At 70.7% G+C, this 14743-nt stretch carries 12 protein-coding genes; 3 read left to right on the top strand and 9 right to left on the bottom strand.

Translation table 11 applies throughout. The features are described from left to right. Positions 1–35: 35 nt before the first annotated feature. The 7 genes from AB7M35_RS22155 to AB7M35_RS22125 form a co-directional block, all read right to left on the bottom strand. Entirely contained in the window at positions 36–2417 is a 2382-nt protein-coding gene (locus tag AB7M35_RS22155) for an ATP-binding protein (RefSeq protein ID WP_453962721.1), read from the bottom strand. 213 nt (positions 2418–2630) lie between these two features. Then, a complete protein-coding gene (ahcY, locus tag AB7M35_RS22150) occupies positions 2631–4037 on the bottom strand; it encodes an adenosylhomocysteinase (protein ID WP_453962718.1) in 1407 nt (468 codons plus the stop codon). Positions 4038–4300: 263 nt separating this feature from the next. Beyond that, complete coding sequence (locus AB7M35_RS22145; protein WP_453962717.1) at positions 4301–4603, bottom strand: HPr family phosphocarrier protein; 303 nt, start codon at positions 4601–4603, stop codon at positions 4301–4303. Continuing rightward, positions 4600–5004 (bottom strand): PTS sugar transporter subunit IIA, encoded by a 405-nt coding sequence (locus tag AB7M35_RS22140; RefSeq protein ID WP_453962715.1) that lies wholly within the window; start codon positions 5002–5004, stop codon positions 4600–4602. Before AB7M35_RS22140 ends, AB7M35_RS22145 begins: the two co-directional genes overlap by 4 nt. A 162-nt stretch (positions 5005–5166) precedes the next feature. Then, positions 5167–5640, bottom strand: a complete 474-nt coding sequence (locus AB7M35_RS22135; RefSeq protein WP_453962713.1) for an HPr kinase/phosphorylase — start codon at positions 5638–5640, stop codon at positions 5167–5169. A gap of 13 nt (positions 5641–5653) precedes the next feature. Next, positions 5654–7459 carry a stimulus-sensing domain-containing protein gene (locus tag AB7M35_RS22130; protein WP_453962712.1) on the bottom strand — a complete coding sequence of 602 codons (1806 nt, stop codon included), beginning with the start codon at positions 7457–7459 and terminating at the stop codon, positions 5654–5656. Positions 7460–7481: 22 nt separating this feature from the next. After that, positions 7482–8183 carry a response regulator transcription factor gene (locus AB7M35_RS22125; protein ID WP_453962710.1) on the bottom strand — a complete coding sequence of 234 codons (702 nt, stop codon included), beginning with the start codon at positions 8181–8183 and terminating at the stop codon, positions 7482–7484. Between the two features lie 544 nt (positions 8184–8727). On the opposite strand from AB7M35_RS22125, the gene AB7M35_RS22120 reads away from it, so the two are divergent. After that, positions 8728–9486 (top strand): HugZ family pyridoxamine 5'-phosphate oxidase, encoded by a 759-nt coding sequence (locus AB7M35_RS22120; RefSeq protein ID WP_453962708.1) that lies wholly within the window; start codon positions 8728–8730, stop codon positions 9484–9486. 262 nt (positions 9487–9748) lie between these two features. Then, the gene (locus tag AB7M35_RS22115; RefSeq protein WP_453962707.1) at positions 9749–11362 is read left to right on the top strand and encodes a phosphoenolpyruvate carboxykinase; all 1614 of its coding nucleotides are present in this window, start codon (positions 9749–9751) and stop codon (positions 11360–11362) included. Positions 11363–11490: 128 nt separating this feature from the next. On the opposite strand, the gene rsmD is transcribed toward AB7M35_RS22115, so the two are convergent. Further along, on the bottom strand, positions 11491–12084 hold the full coding sequence (gene rsmD, locus AB7M35_RS22110; protein ID WP_453962705.1) for a 16S rRNA (guanine(966)-N(2))-methyltransferase RsmD: 594 nt from the start codon (positions 12082–12084) through the stop codon (positions 11491–11493). Then, positions 12081–14024 (bottom strand): pseudouridine synthase, encoded by a 1944-nt coding sequence (locus tag AB7M35_RS22105; protein WP_453962703.1) that lies wholly within the window; start codon positions 14022–14024, stop codon positions 12081–12083. The genes rsmD and AB7M35_RS22105 overlap by 4 nt, the downstream gene beginning before the upstream one ends. Between AB7M35_RS22105 and AB7M35_RS22100 the strand changes: the two genes are divergently transcribed. Further along, positions 14023–14496: a nucleoside deaminase gene (locus AB7M35_RS22100; RefSeq protein ID WP_453962968.1), complete on the top strand. Its 474-nt coding sequence runs from the start codon at positions 14023–14025 to the stop codon at positions 14494–14496. The genes AB7M35_RS22105 and AB7M35_RS22100 overlap by 2 nt on opposite strands. Positions 14497–14743 lie beyond the last annotated feature (247 nt).

Raw genomic sequence — 14743 nt, 5'->3', positions numbered from 1 at the left:
GTCGGGGCCGGGGCGCGATCGCCGCGCCGCTTGATCTATTGCCTGAGGGGAAGCCGGACGGTCACCGTGGTGCCGGCACCGGGGGCGGACGCGATGTCGATCGAACCGCCGTGAAGTTCGACGAAGCTCTTGACGATGGCAAGTCCCAATCCGGCGCCGCGGCGGCGGCCGCCGGTGGGGTCGGAGACGAAGCGGTCGAACACGACGTCGATCTGGTCCTCGGAGATGCCGCGGCCGTGGTCGGCCACCGACAGCACCACGTCGGAGCCGTCGCGGCGGCCGTGGATCTCGATGGTGTCCTCGTCCGGCGAGAAGGTGACGGCGTTGGCGAGCAGGTTGTAGACGACCTGGCGCACCCGGGTCTCGTCGGCGGTGATGGTGCCGATCTCCGGGGCGATGTCGATGGCGACGGTGAGACGGGCTTCCTTGATGCGGTCCTGCAGGCCCTCGGTCGCGGCGGCGACCACGGCGGCGAGGTCGACGCTGCCGAGCTCCAGCTCCATGATGCCGGCGTCGACCGTGGTCAGGTCGAGGATGTCGTTGATGATGGCGAGCAGCGCCTCCGACGACGAGCGGATGTAGCTCGCGTACTCGCGCTGCTTCTCGTTCAGCGGGCCGACGCCGCTGCCGGTCAAGAGCTGGGTGAAGCCGATGATGGTCGTCAGCGGCGAGCGCAGCTCGTAGGAGACGTGGCCGATGAAGGCGGTCTTGAGCTGGTCGGCCTCCTCCAGCGCCAGGTTGCGCTCCTTCAGCGCCCGCTCGACCTTCACCGTGTCGGTGACGTCGACGAAGGTCGCCAGCGTCGCGCCGTCGGGCAGCGGCACGGTGGCGTAGTCGACCACGGTGCCGTCGTCGCGCTCGAGCCGGTCGGCGACGGGCTCGCGCCGGTCGTCCAGGCTGGTGACGGCGCCGGCGATGCGCACCCAGGCGGCCCGGTCGGCCGGACTTTTTGCGCTGGCGTGGCTGATGCGGGTGATGTGGGTCTGGTCGGTGAGCGCGTCCTCGGAGAGCTTCCACAGCGCCTGGAACACCGGGTTGCAGAGCCGCAGCCGGCCGTCGGGGCCGAACACCGCGACGCCCTCGGCCAGGTGGTCGAGGCTCTCGCTCTGCACCCGGATCAGCGCGTTGTAGCGGCTCTCCAGATCCAGGCGCTCGGTGACGTTTTCGTAGATGTAGGTGACGCCGCCGTGCGGGTGGGGGTTGGTGATCACCCTGAGCGTCTGGCCGTCGGGCAGGTGCCACCACTCCTCGAAGCTTTCCACCGACTGGTAGCCGCGGGTCACGTGGCGGGCCCAGACGTCGAACTCGGCCTGCTCGGGCAGCTTGCGGGCGGCGCGCAGCGCCTTCAGCAGCGTCTCGTCCTCCGGACCGGTGTCGAGATAGCCGGCGTCGAGGTCCCACAGGGCGCGGTAGGCGGGGTTGTAGAACTGCAGCCGCCGGTCGGGGCCGAACACGGCGACCGGGGTGGCCAGCTCGTCGAGGGTGCGGGCGTGGAAGTCGACGGTCCGGCGCAGCACCGCATGGGTCTGCTCCAGCTCGGTCACGTCGATGCCGACGCCGACGCTGCCGCCGCGTCCCGACAGCTCGACCACGTCCAGCGTGCGGTTCTCGCCGCGGATGACGGTGGAGACGCGCACCTCGGCGCGGCCGTCGGCGGTGCGGGCGGCGGCGAGCGCCTCGCGCCCGGCGGTGTCGAGGAGCTCGTCGCCCGCGGCGATCGCGGCGGCCGGGTCGGCGCTTTCCACCGCGTCCGCGTAGGCGGCGTTGACGAAGCGCAGCCGGCCTTCCGGATCGCGCATCCAGACCGGATAGGGCATGCGTTCGAGGAAATCGCGCAGCGCGCCGGTCTGGGGCGCCTGCGCGCCGCCGACGGCGTGGGCGAAGGTGACGGCGGCGCTGTCGCCGGCGATCCGTCCGCGCGCCGAGACCGTCGAGCCCGCCGCCGTGCGCAGTTCCGCCTCGAACGGCCGGCCGTCGGCGCGCAGCGCCTCCAGCGCGGCGGCGAAGGTCTCCGCGTCGTCGGGCGCGAGCCAGCTGTCGGGATCGAGAAGGGCGTCGGCGGCGGCCGGCACGCCGCCCAGTTCGGCGACGCCGTAGACGATGGCCGGGCCGCCGTCGGCGGGCAGCACCAGGGTGCGCCGGTCGGCGGCGTCCAGCAGCGTTTCGGCCCGCTCCGCGCGCAGGCCCGCGTCGGCGCCGTCGGCCTTCAGCGCGGCGAGGCGGCGATGAGTGGACCAGGCCAGCGCGGCGAAGCCGACGGTGGCCAGCAGCCCGGCCGCCGCGGCGGCGCCGAGCACCAGCGGCACCAGCCCGTCCGGCGTGCCGGCGGGGGCCGCGAACGCCGGGGCGACCATCGGCACGAACCACAGCGGAGCGGCGGCGAGAGGTCGGAACGGCCGGAGGTGTGGGGCGGTCATGGTCGTCGCGACTTGCCGTTGTGCGCGCGGGTTCGCGAATCGAACCGCAGCGGATGCCGCAGACCCTAATTCATCGGCGGCGCGGATGGGACCCGCCACGCACGCGGCGGCGGTCCTCGCGACAAAAAAAGGCGCCGGCCCTCGCGAGCCGGCGCCTTCGATCTTTCAGGTGTCCCGCGTCGGCGCGTGGCCGCCGCGGAGCGCCCGCAGCGACTAGTAGCGGTACTGGTCGGACTTGAACGGACCGTTGACCGGCACGCCGATGTAGTCGGCCTGCTCGTCGGAGAGCGTGGTCAGCTCCGCCGACAGCTTGCGCAGGTGCAGCTCGGCGACCTTCTCGTCCAGGTGCTTCGGCAGCACGTAGACCTTCTTCTCGTACTGCTCGGCCTTCGTCCACAGCTCGATCTGGGCCAGCGTCTGGTTGGAGAACGAGGCCGACATCACGAAGCTCGGATGGCCGGTCGCGTTGCCCAGGTTCACCAGGCGGCCCTCGGAGAGGAGGATCATCCGCTTGCTGTCCGGGAACTCGATCAGGTCGACCTGCGGCTTGACGTTCTTCCACTTGAAGTTCTTCAGGCCGTCGACCTGAATCTCGTTGTCGAAGTGGCCGATGTTGCAGACGATCGCCATGTCCTTCAGGGCACGCATGTGATCGACGGTCAGCACGTCCTTGTTGCCGGTCGCGGTGACGACGATGTCGGCGCGCGGAGCGGCCTGCTCCATCGTGACGACCTCGTAGCCGTCCATGGCGGCCTGCAGGGCGCAGATCGGGTCGATCTCGGTGACCATGACGCGGGCGCCGGCGCCCGACAGCGACTGGGCCGAGCCCTTGCCGACGTCGCCGTAACCGCAGACGACGGCGACCTTGCCGGCCATCATCACGTCGGTGCCGCGACGGATCGCGTCGACCAGCGATTCACGGCAGCCGTACTTGTTGTCGAACTTCGACTTGGTGACGGAGTCGTTGACGTTGATCGCCGGGAACGGCAGTTCGCCGCGCTTCTCCATCTGGTAGAGGCGCATGACGCCCGTGGTCGTCTCCTCGGAGACGCCGCGGATGGCGTCGCGGCAGCGCGAGTAGAAGGTCGGATCCTTCTCGAGCCGGCGCTTGATGGTGGCGACGAGGAACTTCTCTTCCTCGTTCTTCGGGTTGGCGAGGACCGAAGGATCCTTCTCGGCCTTGGCGCCGAGCATGACGAGCATGGTGGCGTCGCCACCGTCGTCGAGGATCATGTTGCAGGTCTCGCCGTTGCCCCAGTCGAGGATCTTGTCGGCGTAGTCCCAGTATTCCTCAAGCGTCTCGCCCTTGATGGCGAACACCGGGGTGCCGGTCGCGGCGATGGCGGCGGCGGCCTGGTCCTGGGTCGAGAAGATGTTGCACGAGGCCCAGCGCACGTCGGCGCCCAGCGCCACGAGGGTCTCGATCAGCACGGCGGTCTGGATGGTCATGTGCAGCGAGCCGGCGATGCGCGCGCCCTTGAGCGGCTGCGATCCGGCGAATTCCTCGCGGACGGCCATCAGGCCCGGCATCTCGGTCTCGGCGATGTCGATCTCGGTGCGGCCCCAGTCGGCGAGGCCGATGTCCTTCACGATGTAATCGGTGGCTGGCTTGTCGAGCATATGGTCGCTCCTCGTTCGTGTTCTCAGGTGGAAGGGCGCGCACGGCAGGGTGCGGCGCGCCACATGGGGCCGGGTATACCGGGGACGGCGCCGGTATTCAATAACGATATAAAGATTTCTTTATATTTAGCCGGTCGGCGCCGCAAGCGCTTTCGCGTGCCCGGCGCGCGTGAGCCCGGCGCAGCGCCGGCGCGCGGGCGTGCGGAGACGTCCGGTCATCGTCCGGTTCGGTCATGCGGGGGGTCGGGGAGAAGCCCGAGGGCTCAGGTGCAGTGCTGGCCGTCTTCGCCGAAGCCGTCGCCGACCAGCTCGGTCAGCGCGGCGATGGCCTCGTCGGCCTCGGGGCCCGACGCGGTGACGGTGATCTGGGTGCCCTTGCTGGCGCCCAGCATCAGGAGGCCCATGATGGAGCCGCCGCCCACCGTGTGGCCGTCGCGCGAGACGGACACCTCGGCGTCGAAGAACTCCAGGCACTTGACGAACTTGGCCGAGGCGCGGGCGTGCAGGCCGCGCTGGTTGACGATGGTGAGCGTTACCGTGCGGGGCTCGGTCACGGTGTCGGTCATCGGCTCCCCGAGAGAACCTGGCTCGCGACGCTGATGTATTTCTGGCCGGCCGTCTTGGCGTCGTCCACCGCCTTCACCAGCGGGGTGTCGACGCGCACGCTGGCCAGCTTCACCAGCATCGGCAGGTTCACGCCGGCGATCACCTCGACGGTGCCGGCGCGCATCACGGAGATCGCCAGGTTGGAGGGGGTGCCGCCGAACATGTCGGTGAGCACCACCACGCCGGAGCCGTCGTCGACGGCCGCCAGCGCGTCGACGATGTCGGTGCGGCGCCGTTCCATGTCGTCGTCAGGGCCGATGGAGATCGTGGCGACGTTCTCCTGGGGGCCGACCACGTGCTCCAGGGCGGCCTTCAGCTCCTCGGCAAGCCTGCCATGGGTGACAAGAACGAGCCCGATCATGAGACCTCGCAATCAGCGCGGCCGGCCGGCTCGGCGCGAGCGGCGGAGGCGGGCGCCAGGCGTCCGCGGGAAAAAGAAGGCCAGAAAGATCGATCCGTCACGTAGCGCTGACCCAGGGTCGACGAAAGGTGGCGGCCAAAATCGGCTACCCGGCAAACCAGTTCAAGGGAAATCGACCTCAATTCCTGCGGCATCCGCTTCCGTGATCGCCGCGATACGCGCTTGGATTGCGGAAATCGTGGTCCATCCACTTCCGGAAGCGGGCTGGCGGGCGACCTCGATGCCGTCGATGCGCGTGGACAACGCCTCCGCGTCCGGCATCCGGTCGAGCGCCTCGGCCGCCACGAGGTCGACCACCAGCCGCACCACGGCGGCCGGTTCGTGATCCACCTCGACGATGCCGCTGCCGCGGATCTCCATCCGGCCGGCGATCGGCGCCGGCACGCGCGCCACCAGCCGGCCGTTACGGGCCGTAAGCGCCACCCGGTCGTCGGCGACGAGGCAGGCGAAGCCGCCGTCGCGCTGCGTCTCGCGGATCAGCGTGCCGGCCAGCGCCGTCTTGCCGGCACCGGATGCGCCGCGGATGAGCACGCCGTGGCGGCCGATCAGGATACAGGTGGCGTGGACCGTCTGCATGGCCGGGCCCCGCTCAGCCGGCCGTCAGCGCCGGCAGCCGCACGATGAAGCGCGCCCCCGCCGTGTGGAACGCGCCGTCGTCGGAGACGGTGCGGTTTTCCGCCGAAATGGTGCCGCCGTGGGCCTCGATGATCTGCCGCGAGATCGACAGGCCGAGGCCGGAGTTGTCGCCGAAGCCGTCGACCTCCGGCCGGTCGGTGTAGAAGCGCTCGAAGATCCGCTCGATCTTCTCCGCGGTGATGCCCTGGCCCTGGTCGTCGACGATCACCTCGACCTCGCCCTCGCGCCGGTGGGCGGTCACGGTGATGGTCGCGCCCTTCGGCGAGAACGAGCGGGCGTTGTCCAGGAGGTTGGTGAACACCTGCCCCAGCCGGCTGTCGTGCCCGTTGACGAGGTACGCGTCGCGGCCGCCGCGGGTGGCCTTGATGTCGACCTTCAGCGCGATCGAAATGCCGCTGGAGCGGGCGATTTGGCGCTGCATCTCCACCACCGCCTCCAGCAGCGCGACCATGTCGACCGGCTCGGCGTCGCGCCGCGCCAGCTCCGCGTCGAGGCGCGAGGCGTCGGAAATGTCGGAGATCAGCCGGTCCAGCCGGCGGACGTCGTGCTGGATGATGCCCATCAGCCGCTCGCGGGACTCGTCGGTCCGGGCGCGCGGCAGCGTTTCCACGGCGCTTCTGAGCGAGGTGAGCGGGTTCTTCAGCTCGTGGGCGACGTCGGCGGCGAACGCCTCGATGGCGTCGATCCGGTTGTAGAGCGCCTCGGTCATTTCCCTGAGCGCCCGGCCGAGGTGGCCGATCTCGTCCTGGCGGTCGTCGAAGGAGGGGATGGCGTGGCGGCCGCGCACGCCCCGGCGCACCCGCTCGGCGGCCGCCGCCAGCCGGCGGATCGGTCCGGCGATGGTGCCGGCCATCAGGATCGACAGCACCGCCATCACGCCGGCGGAGACCAGGAAGACGCGCACGATGCCGAGCCGCTCGGCACGCAGGATGGAATCGATGTCGCCGCCCTGGGTCGACAGCAGCAGCGCGCCGAGCACGGCGCGGAAGCGCTGGATCGGCACCGCCACCGAGACGATCAGCTCGCCCTTCTCGTTGACGCGCACGACGCTCGCCGGCGCGCCGGAGACGGCCCGTTCGACCTCCGGGTACTCCTTGCCGTTGGCGCCGCCGATCTCCTTGTAGGCCGGCAGGTCGCCGTGCAGCGTCCAGGCCTTCAGCCGCTCCCAGATGCGCTCCAGCGGTCCGGGCTCGCTCTCCTGGGGCGGCGGCAGGTCGAAGCGCAGGATCTGGCCGCGCGAATAGAGGTGCCGGGAATCGAGCAGCAGCAGCCCGTCGCGGTCGTAGATCCGGGCGCGGGTCTTGGTGGGGGAAATCAGCCGCCGCAGGATCGGCGCGACGCGCTCCGGATTGATGGGGAAGTCGAGCGCGTGGGCGCCCTGGTCGATGGGCGAGACGCTTTCGCCGGCCTGCAGCTCCAGCAGGCGTTCGGGATCGACGGAGATGGTGTCGGTGTCGACGGTGGCGGATGCGGCGATGGCGGCCGCGATGATCTCGCCCTGGATCAGCAGGCTTTCCACCCGTGCGTCGATCAGCCCGGCGCGGAACTGGTTCAGGTAGAGCGTGCCGGAGACCAGCGCGACGAGCCCGACCAGGTTCAGCACCAGGATGCGGCGGGTCACGCTGGAGAACACGTAGGTCGACAGAAGCCCGCCCAGGCCCCGTCCGACGCGCGCGCCGAAGCGGCCCACGGCTCTCAGCCGCAACCGGCGCCGCGGGGTCTTCTGGGGGACGGACTTTGTGTCGGTGTCGACGGCCATGAGGGCGCCCGCGAAGCGCGGCCTACATCTCCTTGAAGCGGTAGCCGACGCCGTACAGGGTCTCGATCATGTCGAAGTTGGTGTCGACCACCTTGAACTTCTTGCGCAGCCGCTTGATGTGGCTGTCGATGGTGCGGTCGTCGACGTAGACCTGATCGTCGTAGGCGGCGTCCATCAGCGCGTTGCGGCTCTTCACCACGCCCGGGCGCTGGGCGAGCGCGAACAGGATCAGGAACTCGGTGACCGTCAGCGTCACCTGCTCGCCCTGCCAGGTGCAGGTGTGCCGCTCCTGGTCCATCATCAGAAGGCCGCGCTCGAGCAGCTTGCTGGCGTCGGTGGCCTTCGGCGGCGAGCCGTCGCGGGGCTGGGCGCGGCGCATCACCGCCTTCACGCGCTCCACCAGCAGGCGCTGGGAGAACGGCTTCCGGATGAAGTCGTCGGCGCCCATCTTCAGCCCGAACAGCTCGTCGATCTCCTCGTCCTTGGAGGTGAGGAAGATCACCGGCATGTCGCTCTGCTGGCGCACCCGGCGCAGCAGCTCCATGCCGTCCATGCGCGGCATCTTGATGTCGAAGATCGCAAGGTCCGGCGGATCCTGGGTCAGCCCCTGCAGCGCCGAGGCGCCGTCGGTGTAGGTCTGGACCCGATAGCCTTCGGATTCGAGGGCGATCGAGACCGAGGCCAGGATGTTCCGGTCGTCGTCGACGAGTGCAACCGTCGCCATTAAGCGTCCTTTCGTCGCGTTCGAACGCGTTCTTCATGTCTTCTTGATCACCGCGGCGCCCGGTTCTGCCCGGAACGCCGCCATGACCGTGATCGGCCGCTTGAGAACGGGAATGAATGCCGGTGAACACCGGTTCCGTCTGTTGCCCGTCCCGCCCGAGAAACCTGTCCGGCCGGGCCGAAATGCCCGATCCGCCGGAAGTGGCTCTCCAAACACATAAGGTGCGCACGCCCCTCTCGTTCGGATCAATTCGGTCCGAGCGGGAAATGCGGCAGTCACTGAGGCCCGTAAGAGGCACCAATTACGTACAAAATATGGCTTCTTGACTGTGATGTAAAAGACCCGGTTGCTGACCTATGGGAAGATCATCCACGGATTTCCGTGCCATTTCCGGCGCGGACGCGGATCGCGCCCCTTGCCGGGAAGGGCGCGCGCGGGCAATTCGTGGAGCGTGGGAGTCCGCATTTGACGCTTTGCCGGCGGTGCGCGGCTCCTCTTCCAGCCGGGCATCCGACCCCGCGCCGGCGCAACCCGAGGGATCCCGATGGCCTCCGACCCCGCCCCTGAATTCGACGCCCGGACCACCGCGCGGCACCTGCTGCGCACCGCCTTCCAGGGCGCGCTCGGCACGCTGGAGCCGGACGGCGGCGCGCCGCACGTGTCGCTGGTCACGGTGGCGACGATGCCGGACGGCGCGCCGGTGCTGCTCCTCTCCGACCTGGCCGTGCACACCCGCAACCTCAAGGCCGACGATCGCGTCTCGCTGATGATCTCCGAACCCGTCCGCCCCGGCGATCCGCTGGCGCTCGCCCGGGTCACCATCGCCGGGCGGATCGCCCGCACCGACGATCCCGCCGCGCGGCGCCGCTTCCTGGCGCGCCATCCGGACGCCGCCGCCTACGCGGCCTTTCCGGACTTCGGCGTCTACCGGATCGCGCCGGAGCGCGCCCATCTCGTCGCCGGCTTCGGCCGCATCGTGACGCTGCCCGCCGCCGAGCTGATGACCGATGTCAGCGGCGCCGACGATCTGCTGGCCTCGGAGGAAGGTGCCATCGCGCACATGAACCAGGACCACGCTGACGCGTTGTGCCTTTACGCGACCCGGCTTGCCGGGGCGCCGGACGGCGACTGGCGGGCCACCGGCCTCGACCCCGAGGGGATCGATCTGGTGGTCGGCCACGAGGCCGCCCGGGTCGACTTTCCCGAGCCCGTTCCGCCCGGGGGCTCGCTGCGCGGCGTTCTGGTCGATCTGGCCCGGCGCGCCCGCGAGGCCTCCGGCGGAGTATCGGATCGGGACCGCTAGCCGGCGGAGCGCATCACCGGACCGCGAGTCCGGTATTCGCTGGCGCGCGGAGGGTTTCGGCACCGGTTTGACAGCGGTGTCGAGTCGCACTTGTTTCGCTTGTCACCAGCGAAGCGGTTTACTAGGGTCGCGCGAGTTTTCGCGTGGGGAGGTCCAGTGCAGCGACCGACGCAATCTGTCGCTGCCACGGCCGGATGCTGCAGTGCAAAATAAAACCGGGGGTTTCAACCCGCGCTCCGGCTGTTTAACGAGAGGTACAACAGTGAAAGAAATCGGCTTGCGAAATCCTGCCGCGGGCACCGATACGGTCGGCCTGTCCGGTCTGGCGTCGATCCGTTGGAACCTCGCGGCGCCGCGCCTCTACGAGGAATCGCTCAAGCGCGGCGAAGGCATGCTGACGGCGGCTGGAACCCTTGCCGCCGACACCGGCGTCCACACCGGCCGCTCGCCGAAGGACAAGTTCGTCGTGTCCGACGACGTCACCGCCGACCAGATCTGGTGGGACAACAACCACAAGCTCGAGCCGGCCGCGTTCGATCTGCTGTTCGACGACATGCGCGCCCACGCCCAGGGCATGGACCTGTTTGCCCAGGACCTCTACGGCGGCGCCGACCCGGAACACCGGATCAACGTACGGGTGTACACCGAGTACGCCTGGCACTCGCTGTTCATCCGCAACCTTCTAATCCGGCCCGAGACCGAGCAGCTCGAAAGCTTCGTCCCGGAGCTCACCATCATCGACCTGCCGAGCTTCGTGGTCGATCCGAAGCGCTACAACTGCCGCTCGGAGACGTTGATCGCCTGCGATTTCGCGCGCAACGTCATCCTGATCGCCGGCACGTCCTATGCGGGCGAGATGAAGAAGTCGGTCTTTACCGTCCTCAACTACCTGCTGCCGCCAAAGGGCGTCATGCCGATGCACTGCTCCGCCAATCTCGGCGAGAACGGCGACACGGCGATCTTCTTCGGCCTCTCCGGCACCGGCAAGACGACGCTTTCGGCCGATCCCAAGCGCAAGCTCATCGGTGACGACGAGCACGGCTGGAGCGAGAACGGCGTCTTCAACTTCGAGGGCGGCTCCTACGCCAAGATGATCAAGCTGTCGGCCGAGGCCGAGCCGCAGATCTGGGCAGCGAGCCAGCGCTTCGGCGTCATCTACGAGAACGTCGCCATCGATCCGGACACCCGCGAGCCGGACTTCAACGACGACTCCAAGACCGAGAACACCCGCGGCGCCTATCCGATCGAGTTCATGCCGAACATCGCGCCGGGTGGCGTCGGGCCGCATCCGAAGAACATCATCATGCTGACCGCCGACGCGTTCGGCGTGATGCCGCCGATCGCCAAGCTGACGCCGGCGCAGGCGATGTACACCTTCCTCTCGGGCTACACGGCGAAGATCGCCGGCACCGAGAAGGGCGTCACCGAGCCGCAGGCGACGTTCTCGACCTGCTTCGGCGCGCCGTTCCTGCCGCGTCACCCGGTCGAGTACGGCAACCTGCTGCGCGAGCTGATCGCCGAGCACGGCGTCGACTGCTGGCTGCTCAACACCGGCTGGACCGGCGGCAAGTACGGCGTCGGCCGGCGCATGCCGATCGCCGCCACCCGCACGCTGCTGGCCGCCGTCCTCGACGGCTCGCTGCATTCGGCCGAGTTCCGCACCGATCCGAACTTCGGCTTCGCGGTGCCGGTGTCGGTGCCGGGCGTCGACGCCAAGATCCTCGACCCGCGCGCCACGTGGGACGACAAGGCCGACTACGACGCCCAGGCCGCCAAGCTGGTCGGCATGTTCGTCGACAACTTCGCCCGCTTCGCCGACCACGTGGACGCCAGCGTCCTGCAGGCGGCGCCGGAGCTGAAGAACGCCGCCGAGTAGCAGCGGGGTCGCGGCGCCGGCCCGCCGGCGCGGATCCGCCAGAAACGAAAAACGCCCGCGTCCTTCCGGATGCGGGCGTTTTTCGTTCGGGGGCTGGGCCCGCCTTGCCGTCCCGTGCAGATCTTTGGCTAGTCCTGCGGGCTCGCCGCGGGCTCCGGGGCGACGCCGTCGTCCAGCTCGAAGAACGTGACCGCCGTCTCGCCGTACTCGCGCCGCTCGACCAGCGTGAAGCCTTCCAGCGCGTCGACCTGGTCCTTGATGGTTTCCTCCAGCACGCAGAGCGCGCCGGGCTTCAGCCAGCCGCCGGCCCGCGCCGAGGCGAACGCCGCCGTGCCCAGGCCACGGCCGTAGGGCGGGTCGGCGAAGCAGAGATCGAACGGGGCGAGCGTGCCGGCCGGGCCGAGCTTCGTCGCGTCGCGCCGCCAGATGCGCACCAGCCCGGTGAGGCCGAGCGTCTCGGCGTTCTCGCGCAGCACGCCGCGCGCGCCGGCCGATTCTTCCACGAACAGCGTGAACTTGGCGCCGCGCGACAGCGCCTCCAGCCCGACGGCGCCGGTGCCGGCGAAGAGGTCCAGCACGCGGGCGCCCTCGACCGGGTCACCGTAGGCGTGCTGCAGCACGTTGAAGACCGTCTCGCGCAGGCGGTCGGTGGTCGGTCGCGTGGAGAGGCCGGGGGGTGCGGAAAGCCGCTTGCCCCGAAACCGGCCGCCGACGATCCTCACGAGCGCGGGCCCCGCTTCGGACCGGAGCCGCTCGGTCCGCCGGGCTTGCGCGGTCCGCGGTTGCCGCCCGCTCCGCCCGGACCCCGTCCGGGGCCGGAGCCGCCGGGTCCGCGATAGCTGCCGGGGCCGCCTGCCCCGGGCCTGCCCTGTCCGCCCGGCCGCTTGTCGCGGCCGCCCGCACCACCCGGACCGCCGGAGCCGCGATTTTCACCGCCGGCACCCGCGCCGCGCGGTCCCCGGTTGCCGCCGGGTCCGCCCGGTCCACGGCCGGGACCCGAGCCGCCGGGGCCGCGGTATCCACCACCCGGGCCGCCGGCCGGCCGCTCGCCGCGTCCACCGGACCCGCCCGGGCCGGAGCGGCCCTGGGGCCGGTCGCCGGGAGCGCCGCCGCGTCCGGCGGGACTTCCGCCCGTCTCGCCGCGATCGCTCTCGGGGCGCGGCGTGCGCAGCCCGGACCGGTCGAATGTCTTGCGCGGGGCATCGGAGGCACCGGCCGGGGCCGGCCGGGGCCGACCCTCGCCCGGACGTCCGCCACCGGCGCCGCGCGGTCCGCCACCCGGGCGTCCCGCTCCGGCACCGCCGCGGCGCTCGCCGCTGTCGCCGCCGGGGCGATCCCGATAGCCCGCCGAACGCGGTGCGGAGCCGGTGCGGCCCTCGCCGCCGGGCCGTCCGCCACCCGCGCCGCCACCCGGGCGGTCCCGGTAGCCGGCGGAGCGGGGGGCGGATCCCGAGCGACCTTCGCCGCCCGCGCCACGCGGTCCGCCACCCGGACGTCCCGGTCCGGCGCCGCGCGGTCCGCGCGCCTCGTCGCGTCCGCCGGCCGGCGTGTCGCCGGCGCCATAGCGCCCGCCCGGGCGCTGGGGACGGCCTTCGCCGCCGCCCGGGCCGCCACGTCGCTCGCCACCGCCTCCCGCCGGACGGTCGCGATAGCCGGCCGAGCGCGGCCGCTCCGGTCCGTCCTTGCTCTGTCGTCCGCGATAGCCGCCGCGCTCGCCGGGGGCCGCGCGCGCGTCGGCGGGGCGTCCTTCGCCACGCGGGCCGCGGCCGGCGTCGTCGCGGCCGTGCGGCCGGTCGCCGTGCCGCTTCGGATCGGTGGGCTCGCCGCCGCTGCGCGAGCGCTGGCGCGGCGGGTGGGCGCCGGGCTCGGCGCGGTTCGGCTGCTGATTGACCGGCGAGGTGAAGTCGGCGCCGGCCGCCTCGATCAGGCGCGCGCCGAGCTGGTCGCGCAGCGTCCGGCCGGCCACCTCGTCGGCCTCGCCCAGCGGGATGTCGCCCAGCTGGAACGGCCCGAACGAGATGCGGATGAGGCGGCTGACCTCCATGCCGAGCGAGCCCAGCACGTTCTTGATCTCGCGGTTCTTGCCCTCGCGCAGGCCGATGGTCATCCAGATGTTGGCGCCCTGGTCGTGGTCGATCTTCGCCTCGATGCCGCCGTAGAGCACGCCGTCGACGGCCACGCCGTCCTTCAGCCTGTCGAGCTGCGCCTGGGTCACCTGGCCGTGGGCGCGCACCCGGTACTTGCGCAGCCAGCCGGTGGTGGGCAGCTCGAGCACCCGCGACAGCCCTCCGTCGTTGGTGAGCAGCAGCAGCCCCTCGGTGTTGATGTCAAGCCGGCCGACGCTCATCACCCGGGGCAGCCCCTCGGGCAGCCGCTCGAACACGGTCGGGCGTCCCTGCGGGTCGAAGGCGGTGGTCACCAGGCCGCGCGGCTTGTGATAGAGCCACAGCCGGGTCCGCTCCTTGACCGGGAGCGGCCGTCCGTCGACGGTGATCTTGTCGTCGGGGCCGACGGTGACGGCCGGGGTCGTGAGCTTGGCGCCGTTGACGGTGACGCGGCCCTCCGCGATCCAGGCTTCCGCCTCGCGGCGCGAGCACAGACCGGCGCGGGCCATCACCTTGGCGATCCGGTCTTGGGAGGATGTATCGGGCGTGTCGGTCATGATCGAACCAGAGAGCGGACGGCGCGGGGAATCCCCATCCTTCATGGACGAGGCGCTCGGTGCGGCGCGCGATGCTGCGGGACGGGGAGAGGTGCCCGTCGGGGCGGCCGTCGTCAAGGACGGAAAACTCCTCGCCCTCGACGGCAACCGCACCCGGGAGCTCTCGGACCCGACCGCGCACGCCGAAATTCTCGCCATCCGGGCCGCCTGCCGCATGCTTGGCGACGAGCGGCTGACCGGCTGCGACCTCTACGTTACTCTGGAACCGTGCCCGATGTGTGCATCGGCGATCTCATTCGCGCGGATCCGGCGACTTTATTTCGCCGCCGCCGATCCGAAGGGCGGCGGGGTCGAGCACGGACCGCGCATTTTCGGGCAGCCCACCTGCCATCACGCCCCCGACGTCTACGGCGGAATCCGCGAGACCGAGGCGGCGCATCTGCTGAAGGGCTTCTTCCGCGAGCGAAGATAGGTGTTTTTGCCGCTCACGCCGGGTTCGCTTCGCTCACCGGCTCCGCGAGGGCGGCCTCCGGCCGGCCTGCGGTCGCAGGCTGGTGGGTGCGGTCCTTGAATGCGTGCGGCTATTGTCCTCGAGGCCAAATGCCAATCTCCGCTCATTCCAGCGAAGGCTGGAATCCAGTTGCGGCCGCGCCCCCATTCAACGCGGGGGCCAGCGGCGTGCTCCCATCAGCGCGCGACCGCGCGCCGGCCGGAGGCCG

This window comes from Amorphus suaedae (assembly GCF_053629675.1).
The sequence above is the reverse complement of the archived record's forward strand: the minus strand, read 5'-3'. Positions and strand labels throughout refer to the sequence as shown.